General features: G+C 70.3%; 16 protein-coding genes. 5 read left to right on the plus strand and 11 right to left on the minus strand.

Annotation, left to right across the window (positions count from 1 at the left end; all coding sequences use genetic code 11):
* The first annotated feature begins 33 nt into the window (after positions 1-33).
* Entirely contained in the window at positions 34-1,737 is a 1,704-nt protein-coding gene (locus AC3ENQ_RS01205) for a long-chain-fatty-acid--CoA ligase (protein ID WP_431800900.1), read from the plus strand.
* A 15-nt stretch (positions 1,738-1,752) separates the two neighbouring features.
* Here AC3ENQ_RS01205 and ligA read toward each other — a convergent pair whose 3' ends face one another.
* Genes ligA through AC3ENQ_RS01220 form a run of 3 tightly spaced genes read right to left on the minus strand, consistent with a single transcriptional unit; the run spans position 1,753 to position 6,435 of the window.
* On the minus strand, positions 1,753-4,077 hold the full coding sequence (gene ligA / locus AC3ENQ_RS01210; protein ID WP_431800901.1) for an NAD-dependent DNA ligase LigA: 2,325 nt from the start codon (positions 4,075-4,077) through the stop codon (positions 1,753-1,755).
* 51 nt (positions 4,078-4,128) lie between these two features.
* Positions 4,129-5,226 carry a tRNA 2-thiouridine(34) synthase MnmA gene (gene mnmA / locus AC3ENQ_RS01215; protein WP_431800903.1) on the minus strand — a complete coding sequence of 366 codons (1,098 nt, stop codon included), beginning with the start codon at positions 5,224-5,226 and terminating at the stop codon, positions 4,129-4,131.
* 9 nt (positions 5,227-5,235) lie between these two features.
* Positions 5,236-6,435 carry a cysteine desulfurase family protein gene (locus tag AC3ENQ_RS01220; RefSeq protein WP_431800905.1) on the minus strand — a complete coding sequence of 400 codons (1,200 nt, stop codon included), beginning with the start codon at positions 6,433-6,435 and terminating at the stop codon, positions 5,236-5,238.
* 76 nt (positions 6,436-6,511) lie between these two features.
* Between AC3ENQ_RS01220 and glgX the strand changes: the two genes are divergently transcribed.
* Genes glgX through glgB form a run of 3 tightly spaced genes read left to right on the plus strand, consistent with a single transcriptional unit; the run spans position 6,512 to position 12,852 of the window.
* Complete coding sequence (glgX, locus tag AC3ENQ_RS01225; protein ID WP_431800907.1) at positions 6,512-8,602, plus strand: glycogen debranching protein GlgX; 2,091 nt, start codon at positions 6,512-6,514, stop codon at positions 8,600-8,602.
* Between the two features lie 9 nt (positions 8,603-8,611).
* Positions 8,612-10,717, plus strand: coding sequence for a maltotransferase domain-containing protein (locus AC3ENQ_RS01230; RefSeq protein ID WP_431800908.1), 2,106 nt, complete (start codon positions 8,612-8,614; stop codon positions 10,715-10,717).
* Positions 10,714-12,852 carry a 1,4-alpha-glucan branching protein GlgB gene (gene glgB, locus AC3ENQ_RS01235; RefSeq protein ID WP_431800910.1) on the plus strand — a complete coding sequence of 713 codons (2,139 nt, stop codon included), beginning with the start codon at positions 10,714-10,716 and terminating at the stop codon, positions 12,850-12,852. Before AC3ENQ_RS01230 ends, glgB begins: the two co-directional genes overlap by 4 nt.
* 67 nt (positions 12,853-12,919) lie before the next feature.
* On the opposite strand, the gene AC3ENQ_RS01240 is transcribed toward glgB, so the two are convergent.
* Positions 12,920-13,864 (minus strand): tetratricopeptide repeat protein, encoded by a 945-nt coding sequence (locus AC3ENQ_RS01240; RefSeq protein WP_431800911.1) that lies wholly within the window; start codon positions 13,862-13,864, stop codon positions 12,920-12,922.
* The gene (locus AC3ENQ_RS01245; protein ID WP_431800913.1) at positions 13,864-15,639 is read right to left on the minus strand and encodes a DUF8094 domain-containing protein; all 1,776 of its coding nucleotides are present in this window, start codon (positions 15,637-15,639) and stop codon (positions 13,864-13,866) included. The genes AC3ENQ_RS01240 and AC3ENQ_RS01245 overlap by 1 nt, the downstream gene beginning before the upstream one ends.
* Before the next feature lie 190 nt (positions 15,640-15,829).
* Between AC3ENQ_RS01245 and AC3ENQ_RS01250 the strand changes: the two genes are divergently transcribed.
* Positions 15,830-16,909, plus strand: a complete 1,080-nt coding sequence (locus AC3ENQ_RS01250) for an AI-2E family transporter (RefSeq protein WP_431800915.1) — start codon at positions 15,830-15,832, stop codon at positions 16,907-16,909.
* Here AC3ENQ_RS01250 and AC3ENQ_RS01255 read toward each other — a convergent pair.
* Genes AC3ENQ_RS01255 through frr form a run of 6 tightly spaced genes read right to left on the minus strand, consistent with a single transcriptional unit; the run spans position 16,894 to position 20,861 of the window.
* Positions 16,894-17,658: an alpha/beta hydrolase gene (locus tag AC3ENQ_RS01255; RefSeq protein ID WP_431800917.1), complete on the minus strand. Its 765-nt coding sequence runs from the start codon at positions 17,656-17,658 to the stop codon at positions 16,894-16,896. The two genes, AC3ENQ_RS01250 and AC3ENQ_RS01255, sit on opposite strands and share 16 nt — an antisense overlap.
* A 1-nt stretch (position 17,659) precedes the next feature.
* Positions 17,660-17,941: a hypothetical protein gene (locus AC3ENQ_RS01260; protein WP_431800918.1), complete on the minus strand. Its 282-nt coding sequence runs from the start codon at positions 17,939-17,941 to the stop codon at positions 17,660-17,662.
* Between the two features lie 4 nt (positions 17,942-17,945).
* The gene (locus AC3ENQ_RS01265; RefSeq protein ID WP_431800920.1) at positions 17,946-18,674 is read right to left on the minus strand and encodes an aggregation-promoting factor C-terminal-like domain-containing protein; all 729 of its coding nucleotides are present in this window, start codon (positions 18,672-18,674) and stop codon (positions 17,946-17,948) included.
* 30 nt (positions 18,675-18,704) lie between these two features.
* A complete protein-coding gene (locus AC3ENQ_RS01270; RefSeq protein ID WP_431800922.1) occupies positions 18,705-19,274 on the minus strand; it encodes a DivIVA domain-containing protein in 570 nt (189 codons plus the stop codon).
* Between the two features lie 12 nt (positions 19,275-19,286).
* On the minus strand, positions 19,287-20,303 hold the full coding sequence (locus AC3ENQ_RS01275) for a phosphatidate cytidylyltransferase (protein ID WP_431800924.1): 1,017 nt from the start codon (positions 20,301-20,303) through the stop codon (positions 19,287-19,289).
* Between the two features lie 3 nt (positions 20,304-20,306).
* On the minus strand, positions 20,307-20,861 hold the full coding sequence (frr, locus tag AC3ENQ_RS01280) for a ribosome recycling factor (protein WP_431800926.1): 555 nt from the start codon (positions 20,859-20,861) through the stop codon (positions 20,307-20,309).
* Positions 20,862-20,894 lie beyond the last annotated feature (33 nt).

Genomic DNA, 20,894 nt, shown 5'->3' on the forward strand with positions numbered 1-20,894 from the left:
GTGGCGCGTGATCACGGGGTTAGGCTGACCTCCGTGACTTCGTACGACCCACCCCGCCCTTGGACCCGCAGCTACGCCGCTGGAGTCCCCGAAGACCTGACACCGGTGACAGGCTCCCTTCTCGACATCGTCGAGGCATCGGCCCGCGACTACCCGGATGCCCCGGCGCTGCAGTTCTTCGGACGCACCACCTCGTATCGCGAGCTCCTCGCGGCGATCGAGCGCGCGGCATCCGCCCTGAAGGACCTGGGTGTCGGGAAGGGCGACACCGTCGCGATCGTCCTCCCCAACTGCCCGCAGCACATCATCGCGTTCTACGCGATCCTGCGCCTGGGCGCCGTCGCGATCGAGCACAACCCGCTCTACACGCCGAGGGAGCTGCGCAAGCAGTTCGAGGACCACGGCGCGAAGACCGCGATCGTGTGGAGCAAGGTCGTCTCGACCGTGCAGGAGTTCCCCGCCGACCTCGCCGTCACCAACGTCGTCAGCGTCGACATCACGAAGGCCATGCCCGCATCGCTGCGGTTCGCCCTGCACCTTCCGGTCGCGAAGGCGCGTGACTCGCGCGCGCAGTTGACCGAGCGCACGACGGGCGCGATCGCGTGGGAGAAGCTCGTTCAGGCGAGACCGTTGCCGTCGTCCTACCCGAAGCCGACGACCGACGACCTCGCGATCATCCAGTACACGAGCGGAACGACCGGGTCGCCCAAGGGTGCGATGCTCACGCACCGGAACCTCCTCGCCAACGCCCGCCAGGCGCTGGCCTGGACCCCGTCGATCACGCGCGGCAAGGGGTGCGTCGTGTACGCCGTGCTGCCGATGTTCCACGCGTACGGCCTGACGCTCTGCCTCACGTTCGCGATGTCGATGGGCGCCCGGCTCGTCCTCTTCCCGCGCTTCGAGCCGGCGATGGTGCTCGAAGTGACCAAGAAGCACCCGGCGACCTTCCTCCCCCTGGTCCCGCCGATCGCCGATCGGCTGCTGCGCGCGGCGCAGGCCGAGGGCGTCTCGCTCGCCGGCACGGAGATCGCGATCTCCGGCGCGATGCCGCTGCCGCACGAGCTCGTCGTGCCGTGGGAGAAGGCGACCGGCGGTTACCTGGTCGAAGGCTACGGCCTGTCGGAGTGCTCCCCGGTGCTCATGGCCAACCCTGTCGCCGACAACCGCAAGCCCGGCACCGTCGGACTGCCGCTCCCCGGTACGGAGTGCCGCGTCGTCGATCCCGATGAGCCCACGCAGGACGTGCCGGCGGGCGAGCGCGGCGAACTCGTCGTGCGCGGGCCCCAGGTCTTCCAGGGCTACTACGGCAAGCCCGAGGAGACCGAGCGCGTGTTCGTGAACGGCTGGTTCCGCACCGGCGACGTCGTGCAGATCGACGACGACGGCTTCGTCAAGATCGTCGATCGCATCAAGGAGCTCATCATCACGGGCGGCTTCAACGTCGCACCCACGGAGGTCGAGAACGCGCTGCGTCAGCACCCGCGGGTCGTCGACGCCGCCGTTGTGGGGCTTCCGAGCGACCACTCGGGCGAAGAGGTCGTGGCGGCGGTCGTCGTGGACGGCGACGGCGCGGTGGATGTCGAGGAGATGCGCGACTTCACCCGCGGCATCCTCACCCCCTACAAGGTGCCCCGCCGGATTTTCGTCGTCGACGAGCTGCCGACCTCGCTCATCGGCAAGGTCCTGCGCCGTCAGGTGCGCGACTCTCTCATGAGCGTGACCCAGCCCGAGAGCTGACCCCCGCGCACGATCTCAGCCCGCGTCGGGGTCGAGGGCGTCGAGCGCCGCGGGGCCCTGCTCGACGAGGATGCGGAACTGATCGGCGTCGATGATGCGGATGCCGAGCTCCTCCGCCTTGGTGAGCTTCGATCCCGCCCCCGGGCCGGCCGCGACGAAGTCGGTCTTCTTGGAGACGCTCGAGGCCGCCTTGCCGCCCGCGGCCATGATCGCCTCCTGCGCTCCCTCGCGCGTGTATCCCTCGAGCGAGCCCGTGGCGACGACCGTCACGCCGTCGAGCACCCCGCCCGCGGCCACCGCGGCGCCCGGGCCGGGGTGGCCGGGGATCTCGAGGCGCGCACCGGCGGCCTGCCAGCGCGCGACGATCTCCTGATGCCAGTCCACCTCGAACCACTCGATGAGAGAGTCGGCGATGATGCCGCCGACGCCCTCGACCGCGGCGAGCTCGTCTCTCGTCGCGGCACGGATCGCGTCGATCGAGCCGAACCACTGCGCGAGCGCACGCGCAGCCACGGGGCCCACGTGGCGGATGCTGAGAGCGACCAGGAACCGCCAGAGATCCTTCGTCTTCGCCTTCTCCAACTCCTCGAGGAGCGTACGCGCCTGCGCCGAGGGCTGCGGGCCGGTGAGGCCGTCCTTCTTCTCGGCGGCGGTCGGGTTCCGGCGGAACGGGGCACGCCGCACCGGCTCCCCGGTCTTCTCGTCGATCTTCTCCTCGCCGGTCTCGGCGTCACGGACGATCACTTCGATCGGGACGAGCTCGTCGAGCGTCAGCTCGAACAGCCCGGCCTCGGTCTCGAGCGGCGGTTCGGCAGGCACCGAGGGCTGCGTGAGGGCGGCGGCCGTCACCTCGCCGAGGGCCTCGATGTCGAGCGCGCCGCGTGACCCGATGTGCTCGACGCGTCCGCGCACCTGCGCGGGGCACGACCGCGTGTTCGGGCAGCGCAGGTCGATGTCGCCCTCCTTCGCGGGTGCGAGGGTCGCGCCGCACGAGGGGCATGCCGTCGGCATGACGAAGGCGCGCTCTGTACCGTCGCGGAGCTCGACGACCGGACCGAGGACCTCGGGGATCACGTCGCCCGCCTTGCGGAGCACGACGGTGTCGCCGATGAGGACGCCCTTCGCCTTCACGACCTGCTGGTTGTGCAGCGTCGCCTGACGGACGACCGAACCTGCGACCCGCGCGGGCTCCATGACGGCGAACGGTGTCGCCCGGCCGGTGCGCCCGACCGAGACGACGATGTCGAGGAGCTTCGTGTTGACCTGCTCGGGCGGGTACTTGTAGGCGATCGCCCAGCGCGGGGCGCGACTGGTCGCGCCCAACTCGTCGTGCAGCGCGAGCTCGTCGACCTTCACGACGACGCCGTCGATCTCGTGTTCGACGTCGTGGCGGTGCTCGCCGTAGTAGGCGACGAAATCCTGCACGCCCGCCGCGTCGTCGGAGGTCCGGAAGTACGGGCTGGTCGGCAGACCCCACTGGGAGAGGAGGCCGTACACCTCGCTCTGCGACGACACGGGAGGGTCGGGCCACGCGCCGATGCCGTGCACGAGCAGCCGCAGCGCGTCGAGCCGCGCCTGGCCGGCATCCCGCTCCAGACCGGACTTCTTGTCGAGCTGCTGGCGCAGTCCGCCGCTCGCCGCGTTGCGGGGATTGGCGAACGCGGGAAACCGCCGCGCGGCGCTGCGTTCGGCGCGCTCCTCATCGACCCCGCGCCCCCGCATCTCGGAGACGACGGTGTCGCGCATCTCGGCCTGCAGCTCATTGAGCCGGTCGAATGCCGCAACCGGAATATACACTTCGCCCCGGACCTCGACGAGCGCCGGGTGACCGGAACCCGCGAGGCGCGTCGGGATGCCGGCGACCCGCACCGCGTTCATGGTCACGTCCTCGCCGACGCGCCCGTCTCCGCGCGTGGCGGCAGAGGTCAGCACGCCGTTCTCGTAGCGGAGGCTGAGCGCGAGCCCGTCGATCTTGAGCTCGAGGAGCCAGCGCACCGCGCGCCCCGCCGCGGCCTGCGTCTTCGCACACCACTCGTCGAGCTCCTCGGGCGAGAAGACGTTGTCGAGACTGAGCATGCGCTCGGCGTGCTCGACCGGCGCGAACATCGAGGACTCGGCAGCCCCGACGCTGAGCGTCGGCGAATCCTGACCCTGCACTTCGGGGAACGCCCGCTCGAGCGCCTCGAGGCCGCGCATCCAGCCGTCGTACGTCGCGTCGTCGACGAGCTCGGCGTCACGACCGTAGTAGGCGTCGCGGGCGTCGAGGATGAGGCCGGTGAGCCGGTCGGCCTCCGCACGCGCCTGGGCGAGAGTGAGGTCCGTCGGGAGTGTCTCTGTCACCGGTTCAGTCTACGAACCGCCTCCGACATCCGCCGAGGTCTGCGCGGCGCTTCAGGCCGGGACGGGCACGGCCGATACCGTCCGCGCGATCGTGAACTGCCCGATGACGCGGGTGCCGTCGTACAGGACGGCGGTCTGCCCGGGCGCAACGCCGTCGAACGGCACCTCGGGGGTGACGGTGACCTCCCCGTCCGCGAACACGGCGGTCGCCGGAACAGGCTCCGCGTGCGCCCGGATCTGCACGTGGCAGTCGAAGGACCCGTGCGCGGGAGCGCGTCCCGCCCAGCTGTACCGGGACCCGGCGATCTCGGCGGTGGCGAGCGCCTCCTTCGGCCCCACGACGACCGTGTTCGAGACCGGTCGCACCTCGAGGACGAAGCGCGGCTTGCCGTCCGGTGCGGGCACGCCGAGCGACAGTCCACGGCGCTGTCCCACGGTGTACGCGTGCGCGCCCTCGTGCTGCCCGACGACCGCGCCGGAACGGTCGATGATCTCGCCCGGTTGGGTGCCGACCTTCTCGGCGAGCCAGCCGCGCGTGTCGCCGTCGGGGATGAAGCAGATGTCGTGACTGTCGGGCTTCTGCGCGACCGTCAGCCCGCGCGCCGCGGCCTCGGCGCGGACGAGCGCCTTCGACGGCGTGTCGCCGAGGGGAAAGTACGTGTGCGCGAGCTGCTCCGCGGTGAGGACGCCGAGCACGTACGACTGGTCCTTCGCCTCGTCGCTCGCACGGTGGAGCTCTCGCCCCTCCGGGCCCTCCACGAGGGTCGCGTAATGGCCGGTGCAGACGGCGTCGAAGCCGAGCTCGAGCGCACGCTCGAGGAGAGCGGCGAACTTGATCTTCTCGTTGCAGCGCATGCACGGGTTCGGCGTCCGGCCCGCCTGGTACTCCGAGACGAAGTCGGCGATGACGTCCTCACGGAAGCGCTCGGAGAAGTCCCACACGTAGAACGGGATGCCGAGGAGGTCGGCAGCGCGCCGGGCATCCATCGCGTCCTCGATCGTGCAGCACCCGCGGCTGCCCGTGCGGAGAGTCCCGCCCGCGCGGGAGAGCGCCAAGTGCACACCGACGACGTCGTGCCCCGCCTCGACGGCACGAGCGGCCGCCACGGCGGAGTCGACGCCGCCGCTCATCGCCGCCAGGATCCGCATCGGTCCAGTCTACGAGCGTGCGGCTGTGCGAGCCCCGGATGCCCGCGCGTAGGCGTCGGGGAGCGCGCGGAGCACGGCATCCACGTCGTCGCCCGTCGAGCTGCGACCGAGGGTGAAGCGCAGCACCGAGCGGGCGTCGCGCTCGGACCGCCCGAGCGCCATGACGACGTGCGACGGCTCGGCGACCCCCGCCTGGCACGCGGACCCCGTCGACGCGGAGATACCCGCGCGGTCCAGGAGGAAGAGGAGCGACTCCCCCGCGGCGCCGGGAAAGAGCGCGTGCACGTTGCCGGGAACCCGATCGACCGGGTCGCCGAGGATCTCCGCGGCCGGCACGGCGGCACGGATGCCGTCGGCAAGACGTGCGCCGAGGGAACGCAGGCGCTCCTGCTCCCCCGCGAGTTCGTCGGATGCCTCGCCGAGCGCGGCCGCGAGGGCGGCGGCGCCCGCAACATCAGGGGTGCCGGAGCGGAGACCCCGCTGCTGCCCGCCGCCGTGGAGGACCGGAGTGAGCGTCGCGTGCCGCGACACGACGAGGGCGCCGGTGCCCACGGGCGCCCCGAACTTGTGCCCCGACAGGCTCAGCACCACAAGTCCCACCGGGCCCGAGGCGGCACCACGCCACCCCGCGAACGAGACGGGGAGGTGTCCGACGGCGCCCACGGCGTCGAGATGGAGGGGCACCTCGGCATCCGCCGCCGCGGCGGCGAGCCCCGCGGCATCCTGGACCGTGCCGACCTCGTTGTTGACGACGAGCGCCGTCGCGAGCGCCGCGCCCGCCGCATCCACTGCGGCATCCGCGCCGCGGAGCGCGTCGCCGAATGCCGGCACCGGAATCCGGCCGAGGGGATCGAGGGCGACGGGACGCACCTCGGCGCCCTGCGTCCGCAGCCACTCGACCGTGTCGAGCGTCGCGTGGTGCTCGCCGTCGGGCAGGACGATGGCTGCACGGCCCGCCGGACGCGACCACCAGAGTCCCTTCAGAGCGAGGTTGATCGACTCCGTACCGCCGCCCGTGAAGACGACCTCGATGGGCTCGCAGTCGAGCAGCGCGGCGACGCGCTCACGGGATTCTTCGAGCACGCGACGCGCGGCCTGGCCCGCGCCGTGCACCGACGAAGCGTTTCCTGCGGGCGCGGACGCGGCGAGCCATGCGTCGCGGGCCACGGTGCGCAGCGGCGTCGACGCGGCGTGGTCGAGGTAGATCATGGCGTCCGATCCCCTCCACAGCTCGCGGCACGCAGGCGTGCGCCGATCACTTCGCCGCATTACTACTGTAGATCGCATGGCACGCCCGAAGCCGTCCTCACCCGCCGCTCCCTTTCTCGGCGCCGCCTACGACCGGATGGGAGTGACCCTCGGCCCCGGCGGCGGCACGCTTCGCGTCTGGAGCGAAGCGGCGACGAGCGTCGAACTCGTCCTGGTCGATCCGACCGACCTCGACTGGATCATCGCCGCGCACCCGCTCACACCTGTCGGCGCAGACGTGTGGGAGGTCACGACGCCCGACCTCGAGGCGGGCTCGTGCTACGCCCTGCGGATCGACGGCCCTCCGGGTCCGCAGAACACCTTCAACGCCGAGACGCTCCTCATCGACCCCTACGCGCGCGGTCTCGTGCCGGTGCGGCTCGGCGAGTGGCGCTCGGTCGTCGTCGACGACGCGTACGACTGGGGCGAGGCGGAGAAGCCCGCGACGCCACTCGATCACACGGTGATCTACGAGGCGCACCTGAAGGGACTGAGCAAACGGCATCCCGACGTGCCGCCGGCCCTCCACGGCACGTATGCCGGGCTCGGCCACCCCGCGATGATCGAGTACCTGGCCGATCTCGGCATCACCGCCGTCGAACTCCTCCCGATCCACGCGTTCGAGACCGAACCCCGGCTTCTGAACCACGGCCTGACGAACTACTGGGGCTACAACACGCTGAACTTCTTCACGCCGCACGGCGCCTACGCGACCGCCGAATCTCTCGCCGCAGGCCCCGACGCGGTGCTCCGCGAGGTCAAGGACATGGTGAAGGCGCTCCACGCCGCGGGTATCGAAGTGCTGCTCGACGTCGTCTACAACCACACCTCCGAGCTGGAGATCGGCGGACCCCGGTCGAGTTTTCGCGGCATCGACAACGCCGCCTACTACCGGCAGACGAAGGACGGCGTCTACATCGATGTCACCGGCTGCGGCAACTCCGTGAACACGGCGACGGATGCCGCGTCCCGCCTCATCCTCGATTCCCTCCGCTATTGGGCGAACGAGGTCCGCGTCGACGGGTTCCGCTTCGACCTCGCCCCTACCCTCGGGCGGAACGCTCGCCACGAGTTCGACCCCGACCACCCGCTGCTGCGCGCGATCGCCGAAGACCCCGCGCTCGCGGGCGTCAAGATGATCGCCGAGCCGTGGGACGTCGGGATGGGCGGGTGGCAGACGGGCAGCTTCGGGGCCGGGTGGAGCGAGTGGAACGACCGCTACCGCGACCGCGTGCGGAACTTCTGGCTCAGCGACGTCGACTACGCCCGCCGCGCATCGACGCCACCCGCCGGCGTCGGCGGGTTCGCGACGCGCCTCGCGGGCTCGTCCAACACGTTCACCCCCGAGCGCGGACCGCTCGCCTCGATCAACTTCGTCACGGCTCACGACGGCTTCACGCTGCGCGATCTCGTGTCGTACGACGTGAAGCACAACCTGGGCAACGGCGAGCAGAACCGCGACGGTGCGGACACGAACCGCTCGTTCAACCACGGCGCGGAGGGCCCGACCGACGACCTGCGGATCCTCGCGACCCGGCGGAAGGCCATGCGGAACCTCCTCGGCACGCTCCTGTTGTCGGCGGGCGTTCCCATGATCACCGCGGGCGACGAGTTCGGCCGCACCCAGCGCGGCAACAACAACCCCTACTGTCATGACTCGCCGCTCACGTGGCTCGACTGGCAGCACGCGGAGTGGCAGGAGGATCTCCTCGCCCACGTGCGCCGCCTCATCCGGCTGCGTCACGAGAACCCTGCCCTGCGGCCGATCCGCTTCGCCCACGCCGAGATGTCGGTGCCGAGCGCATCGGTGATCGACTGGTACGACGCCGGCGGACACACGATGGCGCACGACCGGTGGAACGACCCGTCCCACCGCACGCTGCAGTACGACGCGCAGTCCACGCCCGAGCACGAAGCACCGAACCGGATCCTCCTGGTCGTACACGGCAATGAGGCGCCTGCGGACGTGACCCTCCCGCAGATCGAGGGCATCGAGCGGTACGTCTCCCTGTGGTCGAGCGTCCCCGAGCGCCCGGACGAGGACGAACCCGTCTTCGCTCCCGGAGCGACGGTCACCCTCCCCGGCACGGCACTGCATCTGTTCCGCATGGAGGGAGCGCGGCGGTAGGTTCGAGACGTGGCTTCGACAACGCGCCCCGCATCCCCGCCGGACTCCGCCCCGCACGCGCCGACGCTCCGCAGCACGTCGGAGATCCCGGTTCGGGCCGCGTCGCCGTGGCAGACCGCGCCCGACACACGCACGGGCCGGATCCCGCTGTCGCAGCCCCACCCGCGGGCCACCGATCCGGGTTTCCGCCCGTCGGCGTTCTCCGGCGAGGCCGTGCCGTTCTCGGTCACCGCGTTCCGCGAAGGTCACGATCTCATCGGGGTGCACGTGCGGCTCACCTCCCCGTCGGGCGCCGTGTCGCTCCACCGCCTGACCGCCGTGAACGACGGCTACGACCACTGGCGCACGCTCGTCGCCCCGCTCGAGGAAGGTGTCTGGACGTTCCGCTTCGAGGCCTTCGCCGACGACTACGCGACGTGGGAGCACGCGGCCGAGCTGAAGATCGCCGCCGGGGTCGACGCGCCACTGATGCGCGAGGAGGGTGCGCTGCTGTTCGAGTGCGCCGCCGCGGAAGGCGATCGGGATGCCGCGGAGGTGCGCGCTCTGACCGTTGCCGCCGCAGGCCTGCGCGATGGCGCCACGACCGACGAGGCGGCGCTCGTCATCGTCCGCGACCCCGAGCTCGCCCGGTACCTCGCCGATCGCCCGGTGCGTTCGCTCGTCACCCTCGGCCCCGATCTCGAGCTGCTCGTCGAGCGGGAACGCGCGGGCGTCGGCGCCTGGTACGAGTTCTTCCCGCGCTCCGAAGGCGCCCGCCGGCTGAAGGACGGGACGGTCAAGAGCGGAACCTTCCGCACCGCGATGAAGCGCCTGCCCGCCGTCGCCGCGATGGGCTTCAACGTCCTCTACGTGCCCCCGATCCACCCGATCGGCGAGGTGAACCGCAAGGGCCCGAACAACACCCTCGTCGCCGGTCCCGGCGATCCTGGATCGCCCTGGGCGATCGGGTCGTCCGCGGGCGGTCACGACGCCGTGCACCCCGACCTCGGCACCCTCGCCGACTTCCGGGCGTTCGTCCGCGCGGTGCGCGCCGAGGGGCTCGAGCTCGCGCTCGATCTCGCCCTCCAGGCGGCCCCCGACCACCCGTGGGTGACCGAGCACCCGGAGTGGTTCACGACCCTCGCCGACGGATCGATCGCGTACGCCGAGAACCCGCCGAAGAAGTACCAGGACATCTACCCGATCAACTTCGACAACGACCCCGACGGCATCCGCGCCGAGGTCCTCCGGATCGTCCGGCACTGGATCGCCCAGGGCGTGAAGATCTTCCGCGTCGACAATCCGCACACGAAGCCCTTGCAATTCTGGGAGTGGCTGATCGCGACAGTGAACGCCGAGCATCCCGACGTCGTCTTCCTGGCCGAGGCCTTCACCCGCCCGTCGCCGCTGCTCGCGCTCGCACAAGCGGGATTCCAGCAGAGTTATTCCTACTTCACCTGGCGCAACACCAAAGCCGAGCTCGAAGAGTTCTTCACCTGGATCTCGGGCGAGACCGCCGACATCATGCGTCCGAACCTCTTCGTCAACACGCCCGACATCCTCACCGAGTATCTGCAGTACGGCGGCCGCCCGGCGTACAAGATCCGGGCCGCCCTGGCCGCGACCGCCGGCGCCTCCTACGGCGTGTACGCCGGGTACGAGCTCATCGAGAACGTCGCCCGTCCGGGGTCGGAAGAGAACATCGACAACGAGAAGTACGAGTACAAGTTCCGCGATTGGGCGAAGGCGGATGCCGACGGCACCACGATCGCCCCGTACCTCACGCGCCTGAACGAGATCCGCCGCGCGCACCCGGCGCTGCGCCAGCTGCGCGGGCTCGACGTGCACTGGAGCGACGACGACGCGATCCTCGTCTACACGAAGCACATCGACGGTGCTCTCACCGCCGACGGCCGCCCCGACACGATCATCGTCGTCGCGAACCTCGACCCGCATTCGGCGCGGCAGACGACCGTGCACGTCGACACGACGGTGTGGGGCCTTGCGCGCGGCACGGAGTACGAGGTCGAGGACCTCATCACGGGGGCGCACTGGACCTGGAACCAGGACGCTTTCGTCCGCCTGGACGCGTTCGTCGAACCCGTCCACATCCTGCATGTCAAGGAGAACCGATGAGCACCGTGTCCGACGACATCCTCGACGCGGTCGCCGCCGGTGCCTACCACGCGCCGCACGACGTCCTCGGGGTGCATGAGCAGCCGGACGGAACTTGGGTCATCCGCACCCGCAGGCCCCTCGCGAAGACCGTGACCGCCGTCACCGACATCGGCGACGAGATTCCGCTCGCGCACGTTCGCGGCGGCATCTGGGAGGGCGCGACCGCGTCACCGCCGCTCGCATACGAGATCGTCGCGACGTATGACGACGGGTCCGCCTACCGCAGCGACGACCCGTACCGGCACCTGCCGACGCTGGGCGAGGTCGATCAGTACCTCATCGGCGAAGGGCGTCACGAGCAGCTGTGGCGTGTGCTCGGCGCCCACGTGCACCACTACAACGGCGTCACCGGCGTGTCCTTCGCGGTGTGGGCGCCCGACGCGCGCGCGGTGCGCGCCGTCGGCGACTTCAACGGCTGGGACGGCGCGTCTCACGCGATGCGCACGCTCGGCTCGAGCGGCGTGTGGGAGATCTTCGTCCCCGGCCTCGGAGCCGGCACCGTCTACAAGTACGAGATCCTCACGCCCGACGGGGAGTGGATCCTCAAGGCCGACCCGATGGCGAACTACGCCGAGGTGCCGCCGGCGACGGCATCCATCGTCACCGAGTCGTCGTATACCTGGGGCGACAGCGCCTGGATGGACGCGCGCGCACGCCGCTCCCCCACCGACCAGCCGATGTCGACGTACGAGCTGCACTTCGGGTCGTGGCGCGAGGGGCTCTCGTACCGTGACGCCGTCGACCCGCTCATCGCCTACCTCACCGAGGTCGGCTACACGCACGTGGAGTTCCTGCCGCTCGCCGAGCACCCCTTCGGCGGGTCGTGGGGGTACCAGGTCACGGGGTACTACGCCCCGACGAGCCGGTACGGCACGCCCGACGACCTCCGCTATCTCATCGATCGGCTCCACCAGGCCGGCTTCGGCGTGATCATGGACTGGGTGCCGGGGCACTTCCCGAAGGATGCCTTCGCCCTCGCCCGCTTCGACGGGCGCCCCCTTTACGAGCACCCTGACCCGCGCCGCGGCGAGCACAAGGACTGGGGCACGCTGATCTTCGACTACGGGCGCAACGAGGTGCGGAACTTCCTCGTCGCGAACGCGCTGTACTGGTTCGAGGAGTTCCACGTCGATGGTCTGCGCGTCGACGCCGTCGCCTCGATGCTCTACCTGGACTACTCGCGCAAGGACGGCGAGTGGGAGCCGAACATCTACGGCGGCCGCGAGAACCTCGAGGCGATCCGCTTCCTGCAGGAGGTCAACGGCACCGCCTACAAGCGCTACCCGGGCATCGCGATGATCGCCGAGGAGTCGACGAGCTACCCCGGCGTCACGGCGCCGACCTCCGCGGGCGGACTCGGATTCGGCTTCAAGTGGAACATGGGCTGGATGAACGACACGCTCGTCTACTTCCAGCGCGATCCGATGTACCGCGCGCACCACGAGGGCGAGCTGTCGTTCTCGTTCGTGTACGCGTTCAGCGAGCGGTTCGTCCTGCCGATCAGCCACGATGAGGTCGTGCACGGCAAGGGCACCCTCTTCTCCCGCATGCCGGGCGACCACTGGCAGAAGCTCGCCAACATGCGCGCGTTCCTCGCGTACATGTGGGGACACCCCGGCAAGCAGCTGCTGTTCATGGGACAGGACTTCGGGCAGATCGGCGAATGGTCCGAGAGCCGCAGCCTCGACTGGTGGATCCTCGACCAGCCGCCCCACCGTCAGCTCCTCGATTTCGTCGGGGCGCTCAACCGCGTGTATCGCGAGCACGCCCCGCTGTGGTCACGGGATGCCGACGAGAGCGCGTTTCGGCGCCTCGGGGCTCCGAACTGGAACCCCAACGTCATCGCGTTCTCACGCGACGACCACCACGGCAACACGGTCGCGGTCGTCTGCAACTTCTCCGGCGAGCCGATCCACGACTATCCCCTGGATCTGCCCGCCGGCGGCGAGTGGACGGAGCTGCTGAACTCGGATGCCGAGGCCTACGGCGGCTCCGGCGTCGGGAATCTCGGGTCGGTCCACGCCGATGCGAACGGCCGTGCGACGATGGTGCTGCCGCCCCTCGGTGTCCTCTGGCTCAGCCGCTCCTCCTGACCCTCGCTGATCGAGTGCCGCGGCGCAGCCGCGGTGTAGCACCGCAACCAGCTTTTCACCTCACGGGTCAGAACAGGAGGCTCGCGAGGCGTCCGCGCGCGCGGATCACGCGTGCGTCGGTGTCACCGACGAGGCCGAACAGCTCGAGAAGGCGCTCGCGCACGACCTGACGCTCGTCATCGGGCAGCGCGGCGAAGAGGTCGAGCAACCGGCCGAACGCGTCGTCGACGTGCCCGCCGGCGAGGTCCAGGTCGGCGACCGCGAACTGGGCCTCCGGGTCGAGCGGAGCCGCCGCCGCGGCATCCCGCGCCTGCTGCAGGTCGAGGTGCCGCACGCGGTCGAGGAGTTTCACCTGGCCGAGTCCGGCGCGTGCCTCATCATCCCGCGGGTTCTCGGCGAGGGCCGCCTCGTACGCGGTGACGGCGCGAGCGTAGTCACCCGCCTCGATCGCGTCGTACGCCTCCTGGTGCAGCGGCGGAAGGGCGGGCTCCTCGGGCTCGGGAGCCTCGCCGTCGGCACCGCCGGTGGGCACGGTCCCCGTGACCCCCTGCTGGGCGGCGAGCTGCAGAAGCTGCCCGAACACCTCGCGCACCTGCTGCTCGGGCACCGCACCGGTGAACAGCGGCACCGGCTGGCCGGCGACGAGCGCGACGACCATCGGGATCGACTGGGCACGGAAGCCCTGCGCCAGCTGCGGATTGGCGTCGACGTCGACCTTCGCGAGCACGAGGCGCCCCTGCAGCTCGACGATGACCTTCTCGAGGACGGGGCTCAGCGTCTTGCACGGTCCGCACCAATCGGCCCACAGGTCGACGACGACCGGGACCGTCTTCGACAGCTCCAAGACCTGGCCGAAGTTGGCGTCGGTGGCATCGAAGACGAGCGAGGGCGCAGCTCCCGAGCCTTCGGCCGCGGCAGTCGACCCAGAGGCGACGGGCGCGGACGCGCGCTGACGGAGGGCGGACAGGTCGACGGCGCCGCGGAGGACAGCACCCGGACGGGGATCGCTCATCAGCCGACCACCTTTGCGTTGAGAATGTCGGACGAGAACCCGAGCAGGCGGATGCGCTCCTTGGAGCTCTTGCTCGGCACGAAGAAGTACAGCTGGTTGTCGTAGGTCGTCTCGAAGCCGGATGCCGACTGCGTGACCCCCGCCAGCGTCTGGACGACCGGGTTGCCGTCGACCTTGATCACCGCATCGGTGTTGGTGGGCGTGACCGTGTCGAGGTCCTCGACCGCGACCGCGACGATCGCGCCGGAGTCCAGCGTCGCGAGCGCGATGGGCTCGGGGGAACCCGGTCGAGCGGAGAAGGCGAGCGAGCCCGTCTGGGCTCCCGTCTCGTTGAAGGATGCCAGACGGCTCGCCCGGTTGTCGGCGAGAGAGGTCTGGAACGCGTCGTCGTCGGCGTCGAACAGGCTCGCGAACTCGCTGTCCGCACCCTTGTCCAGGACGTCGGCGTACGCCGCTGCCAGGTTCTCCGGGGCGATCGCGAGGAAGGGCGAGTCGGTCGGGATCGAGATCGCACCGACGTAGGTCGGAGCGAGCTTCAGGTCGATGTCCGACGTCACGGCGGCATAGTAGGTCAGCTTGTAGGGCGCCCAGGCATCCTGCTGCGTCATGCTCATGACGACCGACCCGCCCCCGTCGCCTTCCGCCGGCGCGACGGCGAAGAAGGTGCGCGGCCACTCGTCGTTCGCTTCGGGCAGCGTCACCTCGAGGGATCCGGTCGGCACGGCGGGCAGCGCCTTCTGCTCCGGGATCGCGGCGCGCAGGCGGTAGTTCGTCTCCCGCACGGCGAGGGCGGCACCGTCCAGCCGGTTGGCCGCCGCCGCGGCATCCTTCGCTTCGTCCGCCGCTGCGACGTCGTCGGCGATGCGCGAGACGATCCGCGCCGCCTGCGTCTCGGTGACGACCGGGGTCTCCTGATCGTCGGGGGCGACGACCGTGGTCGAGGCGGTCGGACTCGGAGTCCCGGCGAGATCGGGCCACGCGTCGGCGGTGCATCCCGTGAACAGCAGTGCAGACACCCCGAGGGCCGGCACGGCGAGCAGCGCCTTCTTGCCGCCGCCGAGGCGTCGACGGGGCGGTGAGGCCGTGATCACGCCCTTCTCATCGTCCCGCTCGGAGATGTCGATCGGCTCGGTGACCGGAACCGGGACGCCTTTGCGACGCGGTCCTCGCGAGCGCCGCGCGTGCCGCACGCCGAGGGCGTAGAGCACGATACCGACGAGGAGCAGAAGCGCACCCGCCACGATGAGCGGCCCCGCCCACGGCGTCGTGCTGTGCACGGGCCAGGTGATCGTGAGCGCGCCCGGTGCCGGCTGGATTCCGTCGGACGCGATCAGCACGCTCATGTCCGCGGGGAGCTGGAGCGGCCGGATCAGGACGTCCTCGCTCGTGAACTGATCGAGCCACAAGTCGGACGTCTGCGGTGTGATCGCGCTCTCGCCGTCGGCGAGGGGCACGGATGCCGCGATCGACTGCGACGAGACGGCGTCACCGTCCATGCTCACCGCCGTGTAGTCGGCCTTCGTCAACCAGGCCTTCAGATCGGCCGTCCGCCCGTAGGCGGCGAAGATGTCGCCGTCGCTCTGCACACGGAGCGTCTGCGCGCCGTCGTGGCTCGCGAGGACGCCGCCGTCGAGGAGGACGTACGGCGCATCGCCAGCCACATCGATGGCCTGGCTCTGCGACGTCGGCCCCTCGAAGACCGTCCGCTGCGCGATTCCGGCGCCGATCAGGAGTGCGGCCAACACGAACGCGGCCACGGCCCAGACGAAACGCACGATTCCCCTCCCTGCGCGCCGGGGCGATCTCCCGTACGCATACGACGTTCCAGACTAGCGACAACGACCTGTGCGTGGCGTGGGAGGCGCCACTTCCCGCGCGTCCCCCCGCAGGATGCCTGCACATGCGTATCCTGACAACCACGGTCCCGTCGCTGCTCGACAGCGCTCGTCACTTCCGGAGGCAGGCGTGAAGCTGCAGCATCCTTTCCGCACGGCGCTCATCGCGACGCTCGGCGTCGGCGTCGGCATCCTCATCATCTCGAGTGTTCAGTCGCTGTCGACGATCCTCCTGTACGTCGGGACGGCGCTCTTCCTGGCGCTCGGCCTCGACCCGGCGGTGTCGTGGCTCGAGCGGCGCGGGCTGCCGCGTTGGGCCGCCCTCCTGATCACGTTCGCGGTCGTCCTCGCCGTCTTCGCCGCCATCATCCTCATCGTGATCCCCGTGCTCGTGCAGCAGATCGCGCAGCTGGTCACCGAGATCCAGAAGCTCGTCCAGTCCGCCGTCGCCGGCGACTGGAATCCCGTCCAAGCCGCCGGCGATTGGCTCCACGGTCTGTTCCCGGCCCTCGACGTCGACGCGGTGTTCACCTACATCGAGAACTGGTACAAGTCGCTCGACCTCGGCGAGATCGGCGGCGCGGCGACGGCTGCGATCATCAACCTCGGCGCCGGGATCGTGGCAGGCTTCACCGGCGCGATCATCGTGCTGATCCTCACGATCTACTTCACGGCGTCGACCCCGAACCTGAAGCTCGCCGTCGCGCAGCTCGTACCGGCATCCAAGCGGGCCCGCTTCGTCGACCTCGCCGACCAGATCACCGCGTCCGTCGGCTACTACGTCATGGGGCAGGTGACGCTCGGCGTCATCAACGGTGTGCTGAGCGCGATCTTCCTGACGATCATCAAAGCCCCGTTCCCCGCCGTCCTCGCCGTGATCGCGTTCTTCTTCTCGCTGATCCCGCTGGTCGGTACCCTGACGGGTTCGACGATCATCGTGCTCGTCTGTCTCATCCCGGGACTCGGCTCGTCGGCGACGGCGCTTGCGGCGCTCATCTACTACGCGATCTACATGCAGGTCGAGGCGTACATCGTCTCGCCGCGCATCATGAACCGCGCCGTGTCGGTGCCCGGCGCTGTCGTCGTGATCGCCGCCCTCGCCGGCGGCTCGCTGCTCGGTCTTCTCGGCGCGCTCGTCGCGATCCCCGTCGCGGCGAGCATCCTGATCATCTACCGCCAGGTGATCGTGCCCCGTCAGAACGAACGCTGACCGGGCCCGCCACGGTTGGGCGGCAGGTCACTCGCGGGCTCCTCGTCCCAGTCGGTCGGAAGCGGCAGCGCGTCGGGGTTCACCACCGCGACGATCTCGGTCAGCACCCGCCGGGTCTGGGTCTCCCCCACCCATAGGTGCTTGCCTCCGTCGACGGCGATGATCGTGGCATCGGGCACCGCCGCGAACCGTGCGCGGGCCTCGTCGGGGCGCAGGTAGTCGTCGAACTCGGGTACGACGACGACCATGCGCCGAGGGTCACCGGCCCAGGCGGCCAGCTCGCCGGGCGTCGTCCGGTGAAGCGGCGGCGAGAGCAGGATCACGCCCTCGAAGTCGTGGTCGCGGCCGTACTTGAGGGCGAGCTCGGTGCCGAAGGACCAGCCCACGAGCCAGGGCCTCGGAAGCCCGCGCTCCCGCACGAGGTCCATCGCCGCGGCGACGTCGAACGCCTCGGCGGCGCCGCCGTCGAACGCGCCCTCACTGGTTCCACGCGGCGACGAGGTGCCGCGCGTGTTGAAGCGGAGCACCGCGAGATCGGCGAGGGCGGGAAGTCGGCCGGCGGCCTTGCGGAGGATGTGGGAGTCCATGAACCCACCGGCCGTCGGCAACGGGTGAAGCGTCACGAGGGTGGCGACGGGGTCGACGGATTCGGGAAGCGCGAGCTCGCCCACGAGGGTGAGTCCGTCCAGGGTGTGCAGCTCGATGTCCTCGCGCCGTGCGGGGAGCAGAACCGCTCCGCGGATCTCCATGTCAGCTGATCCTCCAGCAGCTCGTGTGCCAATGCCGGCGCGCGGCCAGATCGGCCTCGTCACCCAGAACGCCGTCTGCGCGCCAGGCCACCAGATGCGCGACGCCGGGGTCGACTGCGCGCCCGCACCCGGGACAGGTGTAGGTCTTCTGCGCCTGCGCGCCGCTGACCGGCTGCACGGTCCAGGTCACACCGCGCCGCACCTCGGTGCGCTTCCACCCGGCGAGGAGGCGATCGAACGAGGTGTCGTCGGGGTCCGGACGACGCCTCCCACGGCGTGGCATGCGGTCAGTACCAGCCCTTGGCCTGCGAGTGCCCCCACGCGCCGCACGGGGTGCCGTAGCGGCCGCTGATGTACCCCAGGCCCCACGCGATCTGAGTAGCCGGGTTCGTCTCCCAGTCGGCGCCCGCAGAGGCCATCTTGTTACCGGGAAGCGCCTGAGGGATGCCGTAGGCACCGCTGCCGGCGTTGTACGCGTTCACGCGCCAGCCGGACTCCTTGCTCCACAGCGCCACGAGGCACGCGAACTCATCGTCGCCCCAGCCGTTGGCCTGCACCATCGAGTAGGCGACCGACTGCGCCGACCCGGGATCGGGATTCACGAACGGCGGCGCCCAGGAGACGCGTTCGCTCGAAGCGCTCTCCCCCGCGACGGTCTCGGTGGGCGTCGGGGTCGGCGTGGGCTTCGGCGCGACGTACACGGTGTAGACCATGCCACCCCGGTCGAGCGCGGCGTCGCCGCCCGTCTCGGCCGAGAAAGCCTGGGCATCGGGCCGCGTGTGCGCGTACAGCGACACGGAGATGGGCTGCGCGGCCTCGGCCTGGGGAGTGACGGCGCTGAGCGGCCCGACATAGGCGGCGCCGAATCCGGCGACCGCGAAGATGGCGAACACGCTCATCACGCCACGGCGCCGCGACCACCGTGCGGGCGGCGCGGCCGCCGGGCGCGCGACGGCGACGGAACGCGGCGAGATCTCGCGTTCGGCCGTCGGATGCAGCTCAGCGTCTGATGTCACAGTTCTGCGAGTCTATCGGGCCGCGGCGGCTCAGACCACCGCGAGCATGACCTTCACGACGGCGTCGAGTACGGCATCCACCTGCGTCTCGCTGTAGCCGCGCCGCTGCATGCGGAAGGCGACGCTGCGCACCTGCTCGACGGTGACGGGCTCCCCCTCCTCGAGGAACCGGGCGATCTTGTCCGCGACGAGGTCGACCTCGTCGATCCGGTAGCCGAAGCGGAGCATCCCCACTCTCCGGAATCGCTTGCCCTCGGGCCGGGTGAGGCGGTCCAGCACCTCCTGCGCGAGCTTGCGCGACTGACCCACCCACGAGCGCGCCCCCGCGCGAGAGAGCGCGTACTCGCGCTCGCGCGCGGCGAACGCGTCCTCGATGCGCCCGAGGGCAGCATCGACCGCCGCGATCTGGTAGCCGCGGCGGACGAGCGGGAACGCCACGGTGCGGACGGCCTCGGCGTCGAGCTCTTCGTCACCCGGCGACGCCTCGAACGCTGCGCGCGCCCGTGCGAGGAAGTCGTCGACGTCCTCCGGGCGGTACCCCTTGCGGCGGCCCGAGGTCCGGGGGAACGGCGTCGCCTCGGTCGTGGTCTCGTCAGTCATGCATCATCCGGATCAGGAGACGGTCAGGGGGAAGAACAGCAGGTACAGCGCGAGCGCGCCCGCGGCGGAGGGCAGCAGCGAATCGAGCCGATCGAGCACGCCGCCGTGCCCGGGGAGCCACGAACTCATGTCCTTGATGCCCAGGTCGCGCTTGATCATCGACTCGCCGAGGTCGCCGACGGTGGCGCACCCCAGGAAGACGAGGCCGCTGATCGCCCCCGCCCACCACGGCAGGTGCAGCACGAACATGCCGTAGAGGATGCCGACGAGAAGCGCGGCGAGGGCGCCTCCGGCAAACCCCTCCCACGTCTTCTTCGGGCTGATGCGCGGGGCCATCGGGTGCGAGCCGAACGCGAGTCCGCTCGCGTAGGCGCCCGTGTCGACCGCCACGACGGCGATGATCATGCCGAGCACCCACAGCTGGCCCTGCTCGCGGCTCAGCACGACGAGAGCGAGCGACGCGAGGAAGGGCACGTAGATCGGCACGAAGCCCGACACGAGCACGTCGGAGAGCACGTCGTCGGCGCGCCGACCGTCGGAAGCGACCATCTGCGCCAGAAGACGCCAGATCAGGATGAACGCGACACCCGCGAACACCAGCACCCAGAGGGTCCACCCGTCGAGGAAGGATGCGGCGAGCATGATGACCGCACCGGCGCCCAGCTGCGGGGCGATGTCGATGCGCCGACCGGACGTCTGCAGGGCGCGCGCGAACTCGAACACGCCGAGCAGACACACCGCGATCGCGAAGATCATGAAGCCCCACGGCAGGAACAGGAGCATCGCCAGGACGCCGCCGCCGACCACGAGACCGATCGCGATCGCCATCAGCAGGTTGCGACCGGTGCGCTCGTTGATCCGGTCGTTCACCTGCTCGAAGTCGGCGCGCGCGCGATCGATCTGGTGCTCGAACTCGCTGCGCGCGGCCCGCACGTGGTCGTGGAAGGCCGACGCGTTCTCCGCCGCCCGCCGCGCTGCCGCGCGCGAGTGCGGCGCATCCGTGGGTGGTTCGCCGGAGGGGTCGGTCATCGCTCAGACCTCGAGGAGCTCTGCCTCTTTGCGTTTGAGCGCCTCGTCGATCTCGTCGACGTGCGAGCGCGTGATCGCGTCGAGCTCCTTCTCCGCACGCACGAGCTCGTCTTCGCCGACCTCGCTCTTGAGCGCATCGAGCTCGTCCTTCGCCTTGCGACGGATGCCGCGCAGGTGCACCTTCGCGTCTTCGCCCTTGCTGCGCACGAGCTTGACGTACTCCTTGCGGCGCTCCGCCGTGAGCTCGGGCATGGTCACGCGCACGATGTTGCCGTCGTTCGTGGGGTTCACGCCGAGGTTCGGGATGTCGCGGATCGCCTGCTCGATCGCCTTCAGCGCCGACTTGTCGTACGGCGTGACGACGAGGCTGCGCGCTTCGGGAGTGTTGAGCGAGGCGAGCTGCGCGAGCGGCGTCGGGGTGCCGTAGTAGTCCACCAGGACCTTCTGGAAGAGCGCGGGGTTCGCGCGCCCCGTGCGCACGGTGGCGAAGTCGTCCTTCGCGGCTTCGACGGCGCGGTCCATGCGCCCGGACGTGTCTGCCAGAGTCTCGGCGATCACGGTCACTCCATTCGTTGTTGCGTCAGTTCACGA

It is taken from the genome of Microbacterium sp. bgisy203, from assembly GCF_057706945.1.

Bases quoted from the DNA above. Each gene is read 5' to 3' on its own strand.
- AC3ENQ_RS01240 (WP_431800911.1), bottom strand. From the start codon at position 13,864: ATGAGCGATCCCCGTCCGGGTGCTGTCCTCCGCGGCGCCGTCGACCTG.
- AC3ENQ_RS01220 (WP_431800905.1), bottom strand. From the start codon at position 6,435: ATGATCTACCTCGACCACGCCGCGTCGACGCCGCTGCGCACCGTGGCC.
- mnmA (WP_431800903.1), bottom strand. From the start codon at position 5,226: ATGCGGATCCTGGCGGCGATGAGCGGCGGCGTCGACTCCGCCGTGGCG.
- glgX (WP_431800907.1), top strand. From the start codon at position 6,512: ATGGCACGCCCGAAGCCGTCCTCACCCGCCGCTCCCTTTCTCGGCGCC.
- AC3ENQ_RS01275 (WP_431800924.1), bottom strand. From the start codon at position 20,303: ATGACCGACCCCTCCGGCGAACCACCCACGGATGCGCCGCACTCGCGC.
- AC3ENQ_RS01270 (WP_431800922.1), bottom strand. From the start codon at position 19,274: ATGACTGACGAGACCACGACCGAGGCGACGCCGTTCCCCCGGACCTCG.
- AC3ENQ_RS01255 (WP_431800917.1), bottom strand. From the start codon at position 17,658: ATGGAGATCCGCGGAGCGGTTCTGCTCCCCGCACGGCGCGAGGACATC.
- glgB (WP_431800910.1), top strand. From the start codon at position 10,714: ATGAGCACCGTGTCCGACGACATCCTCGACGCGGTCGCCGCCGGTGCC.
- AC3ENQ_RS01260 (WP_431800918.1), bottom strand. From the start codon at position 17,941: ATGCCACGCCGTGGGAGGCGTCGTCCGGACCCCGACGACACCTCGTTC.